The sequence below is a fragment of the Kineococcus indalonis genome, assembly GCF_009906395.1.
In the GTDB taxonomy this organism is placed as follows: Bacteria; Actinomycetota; Actinomycetes; order Actinomycetales; family Kineococcaceae; genus Kineococcus; species Kineococcus indalonis.
In genome coordinates this window covers 1-15,898 of sequence record NZ_JAAALM010000034.1, presented here as the reverse complement: position 1 = coordinate 15,898, position 15,898 = coordinate 1, and the positions used below count along the sequence as shown (strand labels likewise).

The 15,898-nt window shown below is 77.0% G+C and carries 15 protein-coding genes and 1 tRNA gene; 2 read left to right on the top strand and 14 right to left on the bottom strand.

Annotated features, from left to right (window positions below; all coding sequences use genetic code 11):
• Positions 1–189 precede the first annotated feature (189 nt).
• The 14 genes from GTR00_RS03575 to galU all read right to left on the bottom strand — a co-directional run bounded on the left by GTR00_RS03575 (position 190) and on the right by galU (position 13,823).
• Positions 190–1,704 (bottom strand): MOP flippase family protein, encoded by a 1,515-nt coding sequence (locus GTR00_RS03575; protein WP_166610270.1) that lies wholly within the window; start codon positions 1,702–1,704, stop codon positions 190–192.
• Positions 1,704–2,621, bottom strand: a complete 918-nt coding sequence (locus GTR00_RS03570; protein WP_166610269.1) for a glycosyltransferase — start codon at positions 2,619–2,621, stop codon at positions 1,704–1,706. The genes GTR00_RS03575 and GTR00_RS03570 overlap by 1 nt, the downstream gene beginning before the upstream one ends.
• Positions 2,618–3,457, bottom strand: a complete 840-nt coding sequence (locus GTR00_RS03565) for a glycosyltransferase family 2 protein (RefSeq protein ID WP_166610268.1) — start codon at positions 3,455–3,457, stop codon at positions 2,618–2,620. Before GTR00_RS03565 ends, GTR00_RS03570 begins: the two co-directional genes overlap by 4 nt.
• Position 3,458: 1 nt before the next feature.
• A complete protein-coding gene (locus tag GTR00_RS25520; RefSeq protein ID WP_166610267.1) occupies positions 3,459–4,805 on the bottom strand; it encodes a glycosyltransferase family 4 protein in 1,347 nt (448 codons plus the stop codon).
• 128 nt (positions 4,806–4,933) lie between these two features.
• Positions 4,934–5,830, bottom strand: coding sequence for a WecB/TagA/CpsF family glycosyltransferase (locus GTR00_RS23450; RefSeq protein ID WP_205704970.1), 897 nt, complete (start codon positions 5,828–5,830; stop codon positions 4,934–4,936).
• A gap of 23 nt (positions 5,831–5,853) precedes the next feature.
• Complete coding sequence (locus GTR00_RS03550) at positions 5,854–6,717, bottom strand: glycosyltransferase (protein WP_166610266.1); 864 nt, start codon at positions 6,715–6,717, stop codon at positions 5,854–5,856.
• 123 nt (positions 6,718–6,840) lie between these two features.
• Positions 6,841–8,352 carry a sugar transferase gene (locus GTR00_RS03545; protein WP_323132182.1) on the bottom strand — a complete coding sequence of 504 codons (1,512 nt, stop codon included), beginning with the start codon at positions 8,350–8,352 and terminating at the stop codon, positions 6,841–6,843.
• A gap of 314 nt (positions 8,353–8,666) precedes the next feature.
• Positions 8,667–8,739, bottom strand: a tRNA-Ala gene (locus tag GTR00_RS03540).
• 106 nt (positions 8,740–8,845) lie between these two features.
• Positions 8,846–9,748, bottom strand: coding sequence for a hypothetical protein (locus GTR00_RS03535; protein WP_166610264.1), 903 nt, complete (start codon positions 9,746–9,748; stop codon positions 8,846–8,848).
• A 181-nt stretch (positions 9,749–9,929) separates the two neighbouring features.
• Positions 9,930–10,538, bottom strand: coding sequence for a GNAT family N-acetyltransferase (locus tag GTR00_RS03530; protein ID WP_166610263.1), 609 nt, complete (start codon positions 10,536–10,538; stop codon positions 9,930–9,932).
• Positions 10,539–10,557: 19 nt separating this feature from the next.
• Positions 10,558–11,079 (bottom strand): MogA/MoaB family molybdenum cofactor biosynthesis protein, encoded by a 522-nt coding sequence (locus tag GTR00_RS03525; protein ID WP_166610262.1) that lies wholly within the window; start codon positions 11,077–11,079, stop codon positions 10,558–10,560.
• Positions 11,072–11,611 (bottom strand): cyclic pyranopterin monophosphate synthase MoaC, encoded by a 540-nt coding sequence (moaC, locus tag GTR00_RS03520; RefSeq protein ID WP_166610261.1) that lies wholly within the window; start codon positions 11,609–11,611, stop codon positions 11,072–11,074. The genes GTR00_RS03525 and moaC overlap by 8 nt, the downstream gene beginning before the upstream one ends.
• Positions 11,608–12,906: a molybdotransferase-like divisome protein Glp gene (glp, locus tag GTR00_RS03515; protein WP_166610260.1), complete on the bottom strand. Its 1,299-nt coding sequence runs from the start codon at positions 12,904–12,906 to the stop codon at positions 11,608–11,610. The genes moaC and glp overlap by 4 nt, the downstream gene beginning before the upstream one ends.
• Positions 12,903–13,823: a UTP--glucose-1-phosphate uridylyltransferase GalU gene (gene galU, locus GTR00_RS03510; protein WP_166610259.1), complete on the bottom strand. Its 921-nt coding sequence runs from the start codon at positions 13,821–13,823 to the stop codon at positions 12,903–12,905. Before galU ends, glp begins: the two co-directional genes overlap by 4 nt.
• 157 nt (positions 13,824–13,980) lie before the next feature.
• Here galU and GTR00_RS03505 point away from each other — a divergent pair, with 157 nt between their 5' ends.
• On the top strand, positions 13,981–14,721 hold the full coding sequence (locus tag GTR00_RS03505) for a 5-formyltetrahydrofolate cyclo-ligase (RefSeq protein WP_205704969.1): 741 nt from the start codon (positions 13,981–13,983) through the stop codon (positions 14,719–14,721).
• Between the two features lie 177 nt (positions 14,722–14,898).
• A partial coding sequence (locus GTR00_RS03500; RefSeq protein WP_166610258.1) for a glycosyltransferase family 2 protein occupies positions 14,899–15,898 on the top strand: 1,000 nt, incomplete at its 3' end.

Here is a 15,898-nt window from a genome sequence, read left to right as displayed (position 1 = left end):
GAAGGCGGCCACCGGCACCGACCCGTGGACCGGGCTGCTGGCGGGCACCCCCAGCTACCAGGTGATGCGCAACTTCCCCTGGAACAAGCTGCAGGTCCTGCCCAAGGACCACGGCAAGCCCGCCGGCCTCTGAGCCGCGCCCGCTGGGCCGGGACCGCGTCGTGCGACGCGGTCCCGGCCCGGCGGTGCTCACCGGCGCAGCCGGCCCCCGACCAGCCGGCCGACCTCGCTGAACAGCTCCGGGGACACCAGGCGCAGACCGGCGACGTAGACCGCGACGCCGGCGAGCACCTGCACGAGGAGCACCCACGGCGAACCGCGGTCCACCCCCAGCAGCAGGGGCAGCGACCACACCAGGACCCCCATGAGGAACGCCACCGCGGTGCTGCGCCACGCCTGGCGCAGCAGCGCCGGCAGGCCCAGGCCGATGACGCCCCCCGCGATGCGCAGCGACACCGGGCCCATCACCCAGGCGTGGACCAGGACCGCCCACGCCACCCCCGTGATGCCCCAGTTCAGCCCGACCACCATGGCGACCACGCCCACGCCGGCGCTGGCGCTCTGCACCAGGAACATCGTCCGGGTCCGCCCCTGCGACTGGAAGATCCACCCCATGGTGGTGCCCACGCACTGGGGCACCCCCGCGATGCACAGCACCTGCAGCAGCGGGACGGTGGCCTCCCAGTTCGGGCCCCACAGCAGGGGCACCAGCCCGTCGGCCACCGCGGCGATCCCCACCAGGAACGGGATCGTCAGCGCGCCGACCAGGCCCACGGCCCGCAGGTACGCCCGGCGCACGCGGGCGTGGTCGGACTGCATCGCCGCCAGGGCGGGGAACATGACGCGCTGCAGCGCCCCGTTGAGCTGGGTGACCGGCAGCAGCATGAGGTTGTACGCCCGGTTGTACAGGCCCAGCGGGGTCGCGCCGAGGAACCGCCCGATGAGCAGGTTGTCGGCGTTGCGGCCCCAGTAGGTCACGACGTTGGAGCCGAGCATCCCGCTGGAGAACCCCCACAGCCGCCGGAACGAGTCCGCGGAGACGAAGTGGCGCGGCCACCAGCGCACCGCGCACCACGACATCACCGAGGCGCTGCCGCTGGCCACGAGCGGGCCGTAGGCCAGGGCGAGGGCGCCGGCGCCGAGCAGCGCGGCCACCAGCGTCGTCGCGTGCCCCAGCAGGGCCGAGGACACCTCGATCGTGGCGGCCGTGCGGAACTGCAGGCGCCGCTGCAGGAGCGCGTTGTGCACGACGCCGACCGCGAGGGTGAACGACAGGGCCACCAGCGGGGCGATGCCGCGCAGCTGCGGCTGCCCGTAGAAGTCGGCGATCAGCGGGGCAGCGGCCGCGACGAGGGCCGCGAAGACCACGCCCCCCAGCGCGTTGACCCAGAACACCGTGGACATGTCGCGCTCGGTGGGCCGCGGCAGGTGCACCAGGGCGGCCCCGAGGCCCATCTCGAAGAACATCACCGCGAAACCCGTGATGACGTAGACGCTGGCCAGCAGGCCGAAGTCCTCCGGCAGCAGCAGGCGCGCCAGGACGAGGCCGACGAGGAACTGCAGCCCCTGGGTCGCCATCCGGGCCGCACCCGACCAGCCGGCCCCGCGCACGACCTTCCCGGTCATCGACCCCTGCGCGTCGGCCCCCACGACGGGGCCGGTGCTCACCTCGCCACCGGGACCTGCCGCCCCGGGGGCGGGCATCAGCGCACCTCCACGGCGGCCGGTGCGCCGCCCCGCGGCACCGGGAGCGCGCCTCGCCGCGCGAGGCGGCGGCGGTCCACGGCCACCCGGTAGCCGACGTCGAAGCACAACCCGGAGGCGTGCGTGAGGTAGGTCACCTGCCCGTCGAGGTCGCCGCGCACCCGGGCGGCGCCGTAGCGCGCGGCGACGGCGGCGGCGCTGCGCAGCAGCCGCCCGCGGGCCACCGGTCGCGCCGGCGGGCACCCGCGGTCGGCCCAGTCCGTGCGCAGCGAGAAGTTGCTCCTGCCGTAGCGGTAGTTCTGCTCCAGGTAGTCCCGGGCCCGGTCCCTGGGGACCCAGTCCATGAGGACGTCCTCCACGACCCGCAGCTGCCGCTCGGGGCGGCCCAGCACGCGCCAGCAGAAGTCGGCGTCACCGCCGCTGCGGACCGTGGAGAAGCCCGCCACCGCCTCCAGGTCGGTGCGGCGCACCGCGAGGTTGCACGTGGGCAGGTACGGCAGGAAGAAGGAGCGCGCGACGGTGTTGCGCAGCTGGAAGAACTGCTGCACCTCGGAGGCCCGCGCCCCGGCCGAGCCACCGCCGCTCACGCGCACCTCCGAGCCGGCCAGCGCGACGGAGGCGTCGGCGAAGGGCTCCAGCAGCCGCTGCGACCACCGGGGCCGCGGCCGGCTGCGGGCGTCGAGGAACAGCACCACGTCGGCGTCCACGGCGCGCCAGCCCACGTTGCGGGCGGCGTAGGGGCCCAGGCCGCCGCTGCGCAGCACCCGCACCCCCTCGAGCCCCTCGAGGGAGCCCTCGGGGGAGTCGTCCACGACGACCAGGTCGTCGAGGGGGTGCTCCTGGGCGCGCAGGGCGTCCAGGCAGCCGTCGAGCAGCCTCTGGTGCCCCCGCACGGGCACCACGGCGGCGACCCTCACGCGCTCACCCCTCCCCCGCGGGCGCCGGTGGGCGGCGGAGCCACCCGGGCGGCCCTCCAGCGCGCCAGGACCTCCACGAGCCGGGTGCGCCCGAAGGGGCGGGCACCGGTGAGGAAGGGGTCGCGCGGGCGGGTGCGGCCCCACTCCACCAGCGCCTCGCGCGCGCCGAAGGGCGGCAGCGGGCGCAGGTGCTGGATGGAGCTGATCTCCTTGACCATCCGCGCGTAGTAGGGGCGCACCCCCGCCGAGCGCCGGTGCAGCCCCGCCACGACCAGGCGCGGGTCGACCACGAGCGGGCCGGCGCCCTCCAGGGCGCGCCACGTCCACTCCTTGTCCTCGGTGGCCGTGAGCTCCTCGTCGAAGCGGTGCCGGCGCCACACCTGCGCCGACCAGGCGGAGGCGTGGTTGCTGAAGCCCCAGTGCTGGTGGGACAGGACGTAGGCGTGGTCGGCGCGGAACGGCGCGTCCAGCGGCCGGCGCTCGCCGTCCTGGGGCAGGCCCACCACCGCCGCGGCGCCGCCGTCCAGGACGTGCCCGGCGGCGATGCGCAGCCAGTCGGTGCGCGGCAGCACGCAGTGGCTGGACAGCGCCACGTGCACCGGGGCGGTGGCCGCGGCGGCGCCGCGGTTCAGCGCGCGCCCGTAGCTGAACTCCTCCCGGTCCAGCCGCACCAGGTGGTCCGCGAACGGGGCGGCGAGCTCGAGGGTGGCGTCGGTGGAGCCGGAGTCCACCACGACGACCTCGGCCTCGACGTCCTGGGCGCGGACCGACTCCAGGGTCGCCACCACGGTGGCGGCGGAGTCGTACGTGCGCACGATCACGCTGGCGACCGCCACGTCAGCGCCCTCCCCGCTCGGCGCGGGCACCCGCCGCGACCGCGCCGAGGACCTCCAGCATGCGGCGGGCGTTGGGGCCGGGCTGGAACTCCTCCAGCACGCGCTCGCGCGCCGAGCGCCCGAGCTCGTGGCGCAGCGGTGCGTCCTGCGCGAGCCGCTCGATCGCCGCGGCGACGCCCGGCACGTCGCCGGGATCGACGAGCAGCCCCGTCGCCCCGTCCGCCACGAGCTCGGGGACGCCGGCGACGGGCGTCGTCACCACCGGCAGCTCGGTGGCCATGGCCTCCATGAGCACCACGGGAACCCCTTCCGCGTAGCTGGGCAGGCAGAACACGTCGGCCCACTCGTACCAACCGGGCAGGTCGTCCTGACCGACCGGTCCCTGCAGGCGCACGACGTCCTGCAGGCCGCGCTCGCGCACCTCCTGCTCGAGCGCGGCGCGCAGCGGGCCGGCGCCGACGAGGACGACCTCCAGCGCGCGGCCGGCGTCGCGCAGCGAGCGCGCCGCGCGCAGCAGCAGCTCCGGGCCCTTCTCCGGCACGAGCCGGCCCACGAACAGCACGCGCAGCGGCCCCGGCGGCCGGGCGGCGCGCAGCGCGGACGAGGGCGGGAAGCGGTCGGCGCCGACGCCCATGCGCACCACGCTCATCTTCGCCCGGTGCTCCGGGCCGGCCAGGGCGCTGAGGCGGTCGCGGCAGTACTCGCTGATGCAGGCGACCGCCGATGCCGAGCGCGCCTTGGCCGGCAGGTCGTGGCCGTCCACGTCGTCGAACTCGGTGGGCCCGTGCATGGTGAAGCTCCACGCCCAGCCGGCGTCCGGGCCGTCCAGCGCCCGGCCCAGCGCGACCACCAGGCGCGCCACGTCCGCGCCGTTGTTGGCGAAGTGCGCGTGCACGTGCCGCAGCCCGCGCCGGCGCATCTGCTGCAGCAGGAACGCCGCCTCGACGAGGTAGAACTGCTGCCACAGCCGGGCGCGCGGCGAGCGCGGCCCGCTGCCCCAGGCGGCCGCGACCCCGCGCAGCAGGGCGGTGGGGCGCGCGCGCAGCAGGTCCGCCAGCGCCGCGGCGTAGGCGGGCAGCGGCTGCCCCACGAGCGCCGTGGTGCGCTCGGCCTCCGCGCGGGAGGTGACCGACAGGCGCGCGTCGGCGTCCGGCGCGCGCACGGTGAAGGTCTCCACGCGGGCGCCGGCGGCGCGCAGGGCCAGCACCTCGCGCTCGATGAACGCGTGGGACAGCGCGGGGTAGGCGCTCACGAGGTAGGCCACCGAGGGCCCGGCCGCGGCGGCGGGGCCCTCGGGCAGCGGCCGCTCGAGGGGGCGTTCCTGCTGTGCTGTGGCGCGGTGCTCCACGCGGTCGACCTCCCGGTCAGTCTCGGCCGGAGCTGCTCGCTCCGGCGCGGGTCCCCGTCGAGCGGCGACGGGGCGGCGTGCCGGTGGCGGTCCCGGTGCGGGGCCGCCGGGCGGGGGGGTGCGGGACGTCAGGGCTTGGCCGGGAACCTGCCGCGCACGACCGCGCCCAGCAGCAGCCGCAGCGCGAAGGGGACCCCGTGCACGAGGTACCGCTTGGCCATGCGGCGCGGTTCCATCGCCAGGCGGTGCGCCCACTCCAGGCCGGCGCGCTGCGCCCAGCGCGGGGCGCGGTCCACCTCGCCGGCCACCATCGTCAGCGTGCCCCCGCAGCCCACCGACCACGCCCGGGGCAGCCGCTCGCGCAGCAGCTGCATGAGGTTCTCCTGCTTGGGGAACCCCAGGGCGACGAACACCAGGTCGGGCCCGCAGGACTCCACCCGGGCGAGGGTCTCCTCCAGCTCCTCGGGGTCCTTCTCGAACCCCAGGGGCGGGCAGTCCCAGCCGGCCACGCGCAGGCCGGGGAACACCTCCCGCAGCCGCTCGGTGGCCCGCTCCGCGATCCCGGGGGCCCCGCCGAGCAGGTAGATCGAGCGGTGCGCGGCGACGGCCGCCTCCGACAGCGTCCAGATCAGCGAGGAACCGGGCACCCGCTCGGGCAGGGCCTCCCCCTGCAGCCGGCTGGCCCAGATGATCGGCATGCCGTCGGGCACCACGAGCTCGGCGCGCTCGACGAGCTCGCGCACCCCGGGCCGGCGCACCTGGCGCAGGATGTCGACGTTGGGGGTGACGATGCTGCCGCCCAGGCCGGACTCCAGCGCGTCGAGCACGTGGGCGACGACCTCCTGCTCGCGCAGCGCGTCGAAGGCCACGCCCTCGACGACGACGCGGCGGTGCTCGGGAGCCACGCGCAGGGTCGCCGAGCGCGGCAGCTGCCGCGGCAGCGAGGCGCGGGCCGAGGGGGACACCCCCGGCGCGCCGGACGAGGTCGAGACGGGGGTGGAACCAGCCACGGGTTCGACGGCCACTGCTTCTCCTCGGTTCGGGTTTCTCAGCGGGTGGAGGAGTCGCGCTGCCAGGCAGTCCCCTGCCGGCGGGCGAGGACCCGCGATGCGACGGTGACCGCGGTGTACACCGCGAAGGACGGCACCAGGGCGGGGCGGCGCCCCACCGTGCGCAGCAGCGCGGTCGAGGTGCGGGAGGTGCTGCGCCCGAAGCGGTCCTCGACCGCTGCCGCGGGCGGCGCGTCCCCCGCCGACCGGCTGAGTTCCGCGTTGCCCGCCGCGGTGCGGGTGCGCACCTTGACGAGGTTCCGCAGGTCTCGGGGTGCGGCCACGACGAACGTCCCGCCGCTGCTCCCCCGCTCATCCTCGCCGAAGAGGCGCTGCACGAAAAGGTCGTCGCTGGTCACGTCAGGGAACTGCCCGAACCGCGAGCGCCCGCGCGCCGAGAGGCCGTAGACCCCCAGGCCCACCAGGCCCTCGCGCACGTACGGCAGTTCCCGGTAGGCGCGGTAGAAGGCGCGCACGGGCCAGGACGAGGCGGAGGTGTCGAACTCCACGCGCGGGGAGGCGGCCAGGAGGTCGCCGGCGCGCAGTCGCGCGGCCAGGGAGTCCAGCGTCCCGGGGGTCAGCACGATGTCCGCGTCGAGGTAGACGCGCGGGAACGCGGTGGCCACCTCGTCGCCGGCGCGCAGGGCCGCCGCCTTCGAGGCCGCACCCAGCTCCACCACCGTCGCGCCGGCGGCCCGGGCGACGTCCGCGGTGCCGTCCGTGCAGCCGTTGGCGACCACGACGACCTCGGGCACCTCGTGCACGGCGGCCGCGCGCAGCGCCTCCAGGGTCCGCCGCAGCGTGCGGGCCTCGTCGTGCGCGGGGATCACCACGGACACGCTCGCCCCCGCGGCGAGGTCCACCCCGTCCCTCGTCCTCGGTCCCTCAGCGGTGCTCTGACCCGTCACGCCGAACCCCCTCCACCCCGTGGACCGTCGCAGCCGCGAACGGCCCGCGGTCCTCCCCCCGGTCGAACTGCCCGGCGCTCAGTACGCCCCGCGACCGCCCAGCACCGCCTTGACCGTCTTGGCGAGGATCATCGCGTCGAACGCGGGGGACCAGTTCTCGACGTACTGCAGGTCCAGGCGCGTGGACTCCTCGAGGTCGAGGTCGCTGCGCCCGCTGACCTGCCACAGGCCGGTCAGGCCGGGCTTGACGAGCAGCCGGCGGCGCAGGTCGTCGCCGTACTCGGCGACCTCCCGGGGCAGCGGCGGGCGCGGGCCCACCAGCGACATGGAACCGGTGAGGACGTTGAACAGCTGCGGCAGCTCGTCCAGGGAGTAGCGGCGCAGCAGCCCCCCGACCCGGGTGATGCGCGGGTCGCGCTTCATCTTGAACAGCAGCCCGTTGCCCTCGGACTGCTCGCGCAGGTCGATGAGCAGCTTCTCCGCGTCGGTGACCATCGAGCGGAACTTCACCATCGTGAACTCCCGGCCGTCGCGGCCCACGCGGGTCTGCCGGAAGAACGCCGGCCCCCTGGAGTCCAGCCGGATCATCGCGGCGACGACGAGGAAGACCGGGCTGAGGGCCAGCAGCGCCAGCGCGGCGGACCCGCGGTCCAGCAGGGCCTTGCCGACGTGGCGCAGGCCGCGCAGCTCGGGGCGCTCCACGTGCAGCAGCGGCAGGCCGGAGACGGGGCGGATGACCACGCGCGGGCCGACGACGTCGGTGAGCGCCGGGGCCACGACCAGGTCGGCGCGGGTGTCCTCCAGCTGCCAGCCGAGCCGGCGCAGCACCGGCCCGTCCAGCTCCGGGCACGTCAGGGTGGCGACCACGTCCACGTCGTGGCGGCGGGCGACGGCGGCGACGTCCTCCAGCGTCCCGACCACGGGCACCCCCAGCGCCTCCAGCTCCGCGCTGGAGCGCCCGTCGGGCGTGCAGGCGGCGTCGATGCGCAGGCCGTGGTCGGTGTCGCGGCGCACCTGGCGCACCAGCGAGGCCACCGAGGCCGGGTGACCGGCCACCAGGGTGGACTGCACGCACGCCCCCGCGGCCCGGCGGCGGTGCAGGTAGCGGCGCGCGGCCAGCCGGCCGGCGAGGGTGAGCAGCCCGGCCACCGGCAGCGCGACCACGACGAAGCCGCGGGCCACGTCCAGCGCGAACGCCCAGGACAGGGTCCCCACGAGGGCGACGACGGCGGTGCCGGCCGTGAGCACGCGCTGGAACTCCTCCGAGCCCACCCCGAGGAAGCGCGGCTCGTAGGCGCGCATGAGCCCGTTGGCGGCCACCCAGATCGGCGGCAGCAGCGCCATGAGCCAGACGACGGAGCGGCCGCTGGTGGTGCTCAGGTGCAGGGTGGAGTCGCCGAAGCGCACGGCCCAGCCCAGGAGCGCACCGGCCAGCGCGGCCAGCGCGTCGGTGGCGACGATCGTGCGCACGTACTGCCGCTGCCACACCGGGCGGCGCGAGGGGCGGCGTGCGGCGGTGGCCCCGGAGCGCCGTCGGGCGACGGGCAGGAAGGGGGCGGACGAGCTGTGCGGCGCCGGGGCGTCGATCACGCGTCGCTGCTGCTGCGGGAGCACCCGCGCCCTGGCGGGTGCCGCTTCTTCCGCGGCCATGCCTCTCCCCCCGTCGAAGTGGTCTTCCGGTACGGACGTCCACGACGGCGTGGTGCGCGGCCACCCGGTCGCGATCAGCGAGCTGCTACGTGTGGGTGACCTGACGGGACGCACTGTAGCGGCTTGTCACCCGTTCTCCGCAAGCCCTGCACCCTGCGCAGGCGCGGCGACACGCTGCGCGCAGGCCCTGGCGGGACCCCGGGACGGAACGCGAAGAGGCCCCCGCCGGTCACCCGGCGAGGGCCTCTGGAGGGTGGAGCTGAGGGGACTCGAACCCCTGACCCCCTCGTTGCGAACGAGGTGCGCTACCAGCTGCGCCACAGCCCCTTGCTCGCTCCCCCGTCGTGCCGTGGGAGCGAGAAGAACTCTACCAGCACTCCACCGCCGCTCCGGACGCCGGGGTCCGCGACCCCCGGCGCCCGCAGCGCGGCGCTCAGCCGTTGACGACGCGGGCGCGCTCGCGCACGTCGATCACGCGGTGCCCGCGCACCGAGGGCGCCGGGGCGTCCTCGACCTCGACGTCCACGTCGACGCGGGCGGCCGGCGACGCCGGGCGCGCCGGGCGCACGACGCGGGCGCGCGGCTTGAGCAGGTAGGTCGGCAGCGGCACCTGCGTGGGCTCCCAGGAGCCGTCCTCCGCGGCGGGCGCGGCGGGCGCCTGCGGCTGCGGGCGCGGCGCCGGCACCGCGGCGGCGGCCAGCTCCTCGGCCAGCTCGCGCTCCAGCTGCGCGGTCAGCTCGTCCAGCACCGTGCCCGGCGCGCCCGCGCCCGCGGCGGCCGGGGCGGCGGGGGTGACCACGGCGGCCGGCAGCACGACGCGCGCGGGAGCCTGCGCGGCGTGCCGGCGCAGCGCGGCCACCACCAGCGCCAGCGCCGCGGTCGGCAGCAGCGCCAGCCACGCCGGCACCACGGCCGCCAGCGCCAGCGCCCACGCCAGCACCGCCGCGCCCAGGACGGTGACCAGCAGCTGCCGGCGGCGGCGCACCACGCGGCCGTCGGCGCCCTGGCGCACGAGCACCCGCGGCGCCGGGTCCTGCGCCGGGTCCTGCGCCGGGTCCTGCGCCGCCCCCGGCAGCCCGCCGGCCACCGGGCCCGCCACGGGCAGCAGCGGGCGGGCCGGAGCGCCGGCGAGCACCGGGCCGCTGGAGGCCGGCAGCGCCGCGGGCGCGGCGAGGGAGGGCGCCGAGCCCTGGCGCACCACCACGCGCAGCGCCGCGGAGTCGCGGTCGCCGACGCGGGAGTCCGCCACCTGCCGGCGCCGGCGGATCGCCGCCGGCACGAGGTAGGCGGCCCACAGGAGGACGATGACGAGGAAGATCAGGCTGCTCGCGGGCACGGGCGCAACGCTATGGCTTGACAACCGCGCCCCCGTGCACGTGCGGGGTGTGTCGTGGCGCGCATTCCCGGGAATCCTCGCCGGGCCGTCGGGAAGGTGCCCGGGAAGGGCGCTGAGAACGCTCTCGGCGCTTTCCGCGGGCCCTTCCCGGGGTTTCCCCCGCGCCCGCGCCGGGGGTTTCCTAGCGGTCCTGGGCGCGCAGGGAGGCGCGGTAGCGGGTGAGCAGCCCCTCGGGGACCTCCTCGGCCGTGACCGCGAACGTGCGGTGGTCGCGCCAGGCGCCGTCGATGTGCAGGTACCGCTCGCGCAGGCCCTCGTCGCGCAGGCCCAGCTTGGCCGCCACCCGCAGCGAGGCGGCGTTCTCGGGCCGGATGTTCACCTCCAGCCGGTGCAGCCGCAGCACGCCGAAGCAGTGGTCGGCGACCAGGGCCAGGGCCAGCGGGACCGTGCCGCGCCCGGCCGCGCGCCGGTCGATCCAGTAGCCCACGTGCGCCGAGCGCAGCGAACCCCACGTCACCCCGGAAACGGTGATCTGCCCCACGAGGCGGCCCTCGACCTCGATGACGAACGGCAGCATCCGCCCCGCGCGCGCTTCGCGGGAGAAACCCCGCACCATCTGCGCGAACGTGGGCGGCGGGCCGGAGGCCTCCGGGCTGGTGGCCTCCCACGGGCGCAGCCAGGAGGCGTTCGCCACGCGCACCGCGCGCCAGGCGGCGGCGTCGCGGCGGCGCAGCGGGCGCAGGCGCACCGGTCCCTCGGACAGCTCCACCGGCCAGCTGGGCACCGTCACGGCCGGCTCGCTGACGGGTTCACGCGCTCCCCCCGGCACGGCGGTGGTCCGCGCCGTGCAGCTGGTCCACGGCGTGCGCCAGGAAACCCACCAGCACCTCCACCCCGTCGCGCGCCGCGCCGGGCGAGCCGGGGAGGTTCACCACGAAGGTGCGCCCGGCCACGCCGGCCAGCCCGCGCGAGAGCACCGCGGTGGGCACGCCCCTGGCCGCGCCGGCCGCGCGCACCGCCTCCGGCACGCCGGGGACCTCGTAGTCCAGCACCCGCCGGGTGCGCTCGGGGGTCAGGTCCAGCGGGCTCAGGCCGGTGCCGCCGTTGGTGACCACCACGTCGTAGCCGGCGGCCACCGCGTCGCGCAGCGCCTCCTCCACCGGGTCGCCGTCGGGCACGACCAGCGGGCCGTCCACCGAGAAGCCCGCCGCGCGCAGGCCCTCGGCCACCACGGGGCCGGAGGCGTCGGCGTACACGCCGGCCGAGGCGCGGTTGGAGACGGTGACCACGAGCGCGCTGCGCGGCCCCTGCTGCTGCGCCCGCTCAGTCATCGACGCTCCAGTCCCCCGAGCGCCCGCCGCTCTTGGCGGTCACCCGCACCCCCGTGACGACCGTGCGCCTGTCCACGGCCTTGACCATGTCCACGAACGTCAGCGCCGCGACCACCACGCACGTCAGCGCCTCCATCTCGATGCCCGTGCGGTCCGCGGTGCGCACCGCCGAGCGGATCCGCACGCCCGGCTCGGGCGCGTCGGCCTCCACGTCGATGTCCACCTCGACGGCGTGCACCGCCACCGGGTGCGCCAGCGGCACCAGGTCCGGGGTGCGCTTGGCCGCCTGCAGGCCGGCGATGCGCGCCACCGCCAGCGCGTCGCCCTTGGGCAGCCCGCCGGCGGCGAGCAGCTCCAGCACCCGCGGGGAGCACAGCACCCGGCCCTCCGCGCGCGCCTCGCGCACGGTGACGGGCTTGGCGGACACGTCGACCACGCGGGCGTGGCCGCGCTCGTCGAGGTGCGTCAGCCGCTCCCCGCGCGCGTCGGCGCGCCCGCCCGCGCGCTCGCCCGAGCGCTCGTCGGCGCTCACGCCCGCTCCACCGGCAGCGGTCCCAGCAGCACGCACTCCACCTCGTCGCCCACCTCCACCACGGACGTGCCCACGGGTACCACGGCCAGGCACGTCGTGCGCGCCAGGGCGGTCACCAGGTGCGAGCCGTGCCCGGACACCGGCGCCACGCGCAGGCGCCCGTCGCCGCCGCGCGTCCACGCGCAGCGCACGTACTGCTCCTTGGCCGGCGGGGACGTCCAGCGCTGCGCGGCCACGCAGCGCACCCGCGGGCGCTCCGGGTCCGGGCCCTCGGCGCCGAGCATGCGGCGCAGCGCGGGGCGCACGAACACCTCGAAGGAGACGAAGGAGCTCACCGGGTTGCCCGGCAGCGTGAACACCGGCACCTGCTGCTCGCCCAGCGTGCCCGCGCCCTGCGGCATGCCCGGCTGCACCGCGACCCGCTCGAAGCGCACCCGGTGCCCGGCCCGCTCGGCCGCGCGCCCGGAGAGCACCTCCTTGACGGTGTCGTAGGCGCCCTCGCTGACGCCGCCGGAGGTCACCACGACGTCGGCGCGCACGAGCTGGTCGTCCAGCACCGCGGCCAGCGCCGCGGCGTCGTCGGCGACCACGCCCACCCGGTACGCCAGCGCGCCCACGTCCTCGGCGGCCGCGGTCAGCAGGTAGCCGTTGGCGTCGTGCAGCTGCCCGCGCGCCAGCACCGCGCCCGGCTCGACGACCTCGGTGCCGGTGGAGACGACCACCACGCGCGGGCGCGGGCGCACCCGCACGCGGGCGCGGCCCACCGCCGCCAGGACGCCGACGTGCCGCGGCTGCAGGCGCGTGCCCGCCTCCACGACGACCACGCCGGCGGCGACGTCCTCGCCGGCGCGGCGCACGTGCTGGCCCGGCGAGGGGGCGCGCGCGATGCTCACGTGCGCCACGCCGCGGTCGGTCCACTCCACCGGCACCACGGCCTCGGCGCCGGCCGGCACCGGCGCGCCGGTCATGATGCGCGCCGTCGTGCCGCCGGGCAGGCGCAGCGGGTCCCCGCTGCCGGCGGGGATGTCGGCGACCACCGGCAGCCCCACCGGCGAGGACTCCGAGGCGCCCTGCACGTCGCGCACCCGCACCGCGTAGCCGTCCATGCCGGAGTTGTCGAAGGCCGGCAGCGGCCGCGGGCTGACCACGTCCTCGGCCAGCACGCAGCCCAGCGCGTCGCGCAGCGCCACGTCCAGCGGCGGCAGCGGCCGCACCAGGTCCAGGCACGCCCTGCGGTGCGCCTCGACGCTGGTGAACGGCCCGCTGCCGTGCGCGTCGCGGATCGGGAGGTTCACGAGGGGGCGCCGGCCCCCGAGGCCACGTACTCGCCCAGCCACGCGCGCAGCTCCGGGCCGATGTCCTCGCGCTCGCTGGCCAGGCGCACGACCGCCTTGATGTAGTCCAGCTTGTCGCCGGTGTCGTAGCGCCGGCCGCGGAAGACGACGCCGTGCACGCCGTACCCGGGGCCGGTGCCCTGCGCCAGCACCTGCAGCGCGTCGGTGAGCTGGATCTCCCCGCCCTTGCCCGGCGCCGTCTCGTGCAGCACGGCGAACACGGCCGGGTCCAGCAGGTAGCGGCCGATGATGGCGAGGTTGCTGGGGGCCTCCTCGCGCTTGGGCTTCTCCACCAGGCCGGAGACCCTCACGACGTCCTCGGTGCCGGTGGGCTCGGCGACCGCGCACCCGTACAGGTGGATCTGGTCCTCGGGGACCTCCATGAACGCCACCACGCTGCCGCCGTGCTGCTCGCGCACCTCGATCATCGCGTCCAGCAGCGGGTCGCGGGCGTCGACGATGTCGTCGCCCAGCAGCACCACGAACGGCTCGTCGCCGACGTGCTGCTCGGCCACCAGCACCGCGTGGCCCAGGCCCTTGGGGTCGCCCTGGCGCACGTAGTGCACCTGGGCCAGGTCGGTGGACTCCTGCACCCGGGCGAGCTTGGTCTTGTCGCCCTTGGCCTGAAGGCCGACCTCGAGCTCGACGTTGCGGTCGAAGTGGTCCTCCAGCGGCCGCTTGTTGCGGCCGGTGATCATGAGGACGTCGGTGAGGCCCGCGCGCACGGCCTCCTCGACGATGTACTGGATGGCCGGGGTGTCCACCACCGGCAGCATCTCCTTGGGCATGGCCTTCGTGGCGGGCAGGAACCGCGTGCCCTGCCCGGCGGCCGGGATGACGGCCTTGCGGACGGTGCGGCGCTCGTCGCGTTCGCTCATGGGGGCGGAGGCTACCGCCCGGCCCAGCGCGTGCACCGAGCGCAGCCGGACGTTCACGCAGGCATGGACCTGACGGGCCGCCGGAGGCAGACTGGAGCTCCCCCCGCCGCCCCGCGTGCAGCCCCACCGCGCGGGACGCCACGCCCCAGGAGCCGCTGTGCCCGCCACCCGCGACGACGCCAGGCCCACCACCGACACCGCCCTGCACGACACCCTCGCCGTCGACCTCGCCGTCGACCTCGCCGGCACCGTCGTCGAGGGCGCGGCCCCCGGCGACGGCACCCCCGCCGGCGGGCTGCGGGTCGCGCACGACCCCCTGGAGGTCACCGCCCGCAAGGTGGGCCTGCGCCGGGCGCTGCGCGCCCACCGCCGCGCGCGCGACGCGGCCGAGGCCGCCGAGGTCGACGCCGGCGTGGCGCGCACCCTGCTGGCCTGCCCGCTCGTCGCCGGCGCCCGCCGGGTCGCGCTCTACTCCTCCCTGACCGGTGAGCCGGGCACCCGCAGCGCCCTGGCCGAGCTGCGCCGCGGCGGCGTCGAGGTGCTGCTGCCCGTGCTGCTGCCCGACGGCGACCTGGACTGGGAGGCGCGCCCGGTGCGCGCCGGGACCGCGCCCGGCGCCGGGCACGGCCCCGGGCCGCTGGGACCGCACGCCATCGCCACCGTCGACGTCGTCGTCGTGCCCGCGCTGGCCGTGGACACCGCCGGCCGGCGCCTGGGGCAGGGCGGGGGCAGCTACGACCGGGCGCTGCGCCGGGTGCCGCCGCGGGTGCCCGTGGTGGCCCTCGTGCACGACGACGAGCTGTTCGACGCCGCCGTCAGCCCCCTGCCGGTGCTGCCGCACGACCGGCCCGTGCACGCCGTCGTCACGCCCACCCGCTGGATGCCGCTGACCGCCTGAGGAGCGGGCGCGCGCCCGGGGCGGGGTCCGGGCCGTGGTTCACTGTGCCCGTCGACGGTGACTCAGAGGTGCGCATACATTGACCCGCCGTACGGACCTGCCGTGCGGACCCGGCGCACCGACCCGGCGTAGCGACCCGCAGTGCTGACCGGCCCCGGCCGGCGAGGAGGGACCCCCGTGACCGTGGACGCGAGCGTGGCCGAGAGCGCGGCCGAGGACGGTGTGGACGAGGGCGTGGACGAGGGCGTGGACGTCAGCGTCGTCGTCGTCACCTACAACGCGCCGGAGTGGACCGCGCGGTGCCTGGACGCCCTGGCCGGGAGCGGCCGCCCGGCCGCGTCCCACGAGGTCGTCGTCGTCGACAACGCCTCCGAGGAGCCCACCCGGCGCCTGCTGAGCGAGCGCGCCGCCGCCGACCCGCGGCTGCGGGTGCACCTGTCCCCGCAGAACCTCGGCTTCGCCGCCGCCTGCAACCTCGCCGCGCGCCTGGCCCGGGGCCGGCACGTGCTGCTGCTCAACCCCGACGCCGTCGTGCACCCCGGCGCGGTCGACGCGCTGCTGGCCTTCCTGGCCGAGGACCCCACCCGCGGGGTCGTGGGCGGGCGCGTGCTCTACCCCGACGGGTCGGTGTCGCTGACGTCCTGCTTCGCGCAGCCGACGCTGTGGAGCTGGTTCTGCTACGCCACCGGCCTGTCCACCGCCTTCAAGCGCTCCCCCGTGTTCGACCCGGAGTCCCTGGGGCGCTGGGACCGCGACAGCGTGCGCGACGTCGGCGTCGTCAGCGGCGCCTTCCTGCTCGCCTCGCGCGCGACGTGGGAGGCGCTGGGCGGCTTCGACGAGGCGTTCTTCATGTACTGCGAGGACGCCGACCTCAGCGCCCGCGCCCTCGCCCGCGGCCTGCACCCGGCGGTCACCCCCGACGCGGTCGTCGTGCACGCCGGCGGCAAGTCGGCCTCCTCGCGCACCGGCAAGCTGCGCATGCTCAACCGCGGCAAGGCCGAGTTCGCCCGCAAGCACTGGAGCCCGGCGCGCGCCGGCGCGGGGATCGCGCTGCTGGCCGCCGGGGCGGGCCTGCGCACCGCCGGCGAGAAGGCCCTGGCCCTGGCCGGGCGCCGGCGCGAGCCGGTGTGGGCGCCGCTGTGGCGCGAGCGGCGCGAGTGGGCCGCGGGCTGGCCCG

Bases quoted from the DNA above. Each gene is read 5' to 3' on its own strand.
- GTR00_RS03525 (WP_166610262.1), bottom strand. From the start codon at position 11,079: ATGACTGAGCGGGCGCAGCAGCAGGGGCCGCGCAGCGCGCTCGTGGTC.
- galU (WP_166610259.1), bottom strand. From the start codon at position 13,823: ATGAGCGAACGCGACGAGCGCCGCACCGTCCGCAAGGCCGTCATCCCG.
- GTR00_RS03575 (WP_166610270.1), bottom strand. From the start codon at position 1,704: ATGCCCGCCCCCGGGGCGGCAGGTCCCGGTGGCGAGGTGAGCACCGGC.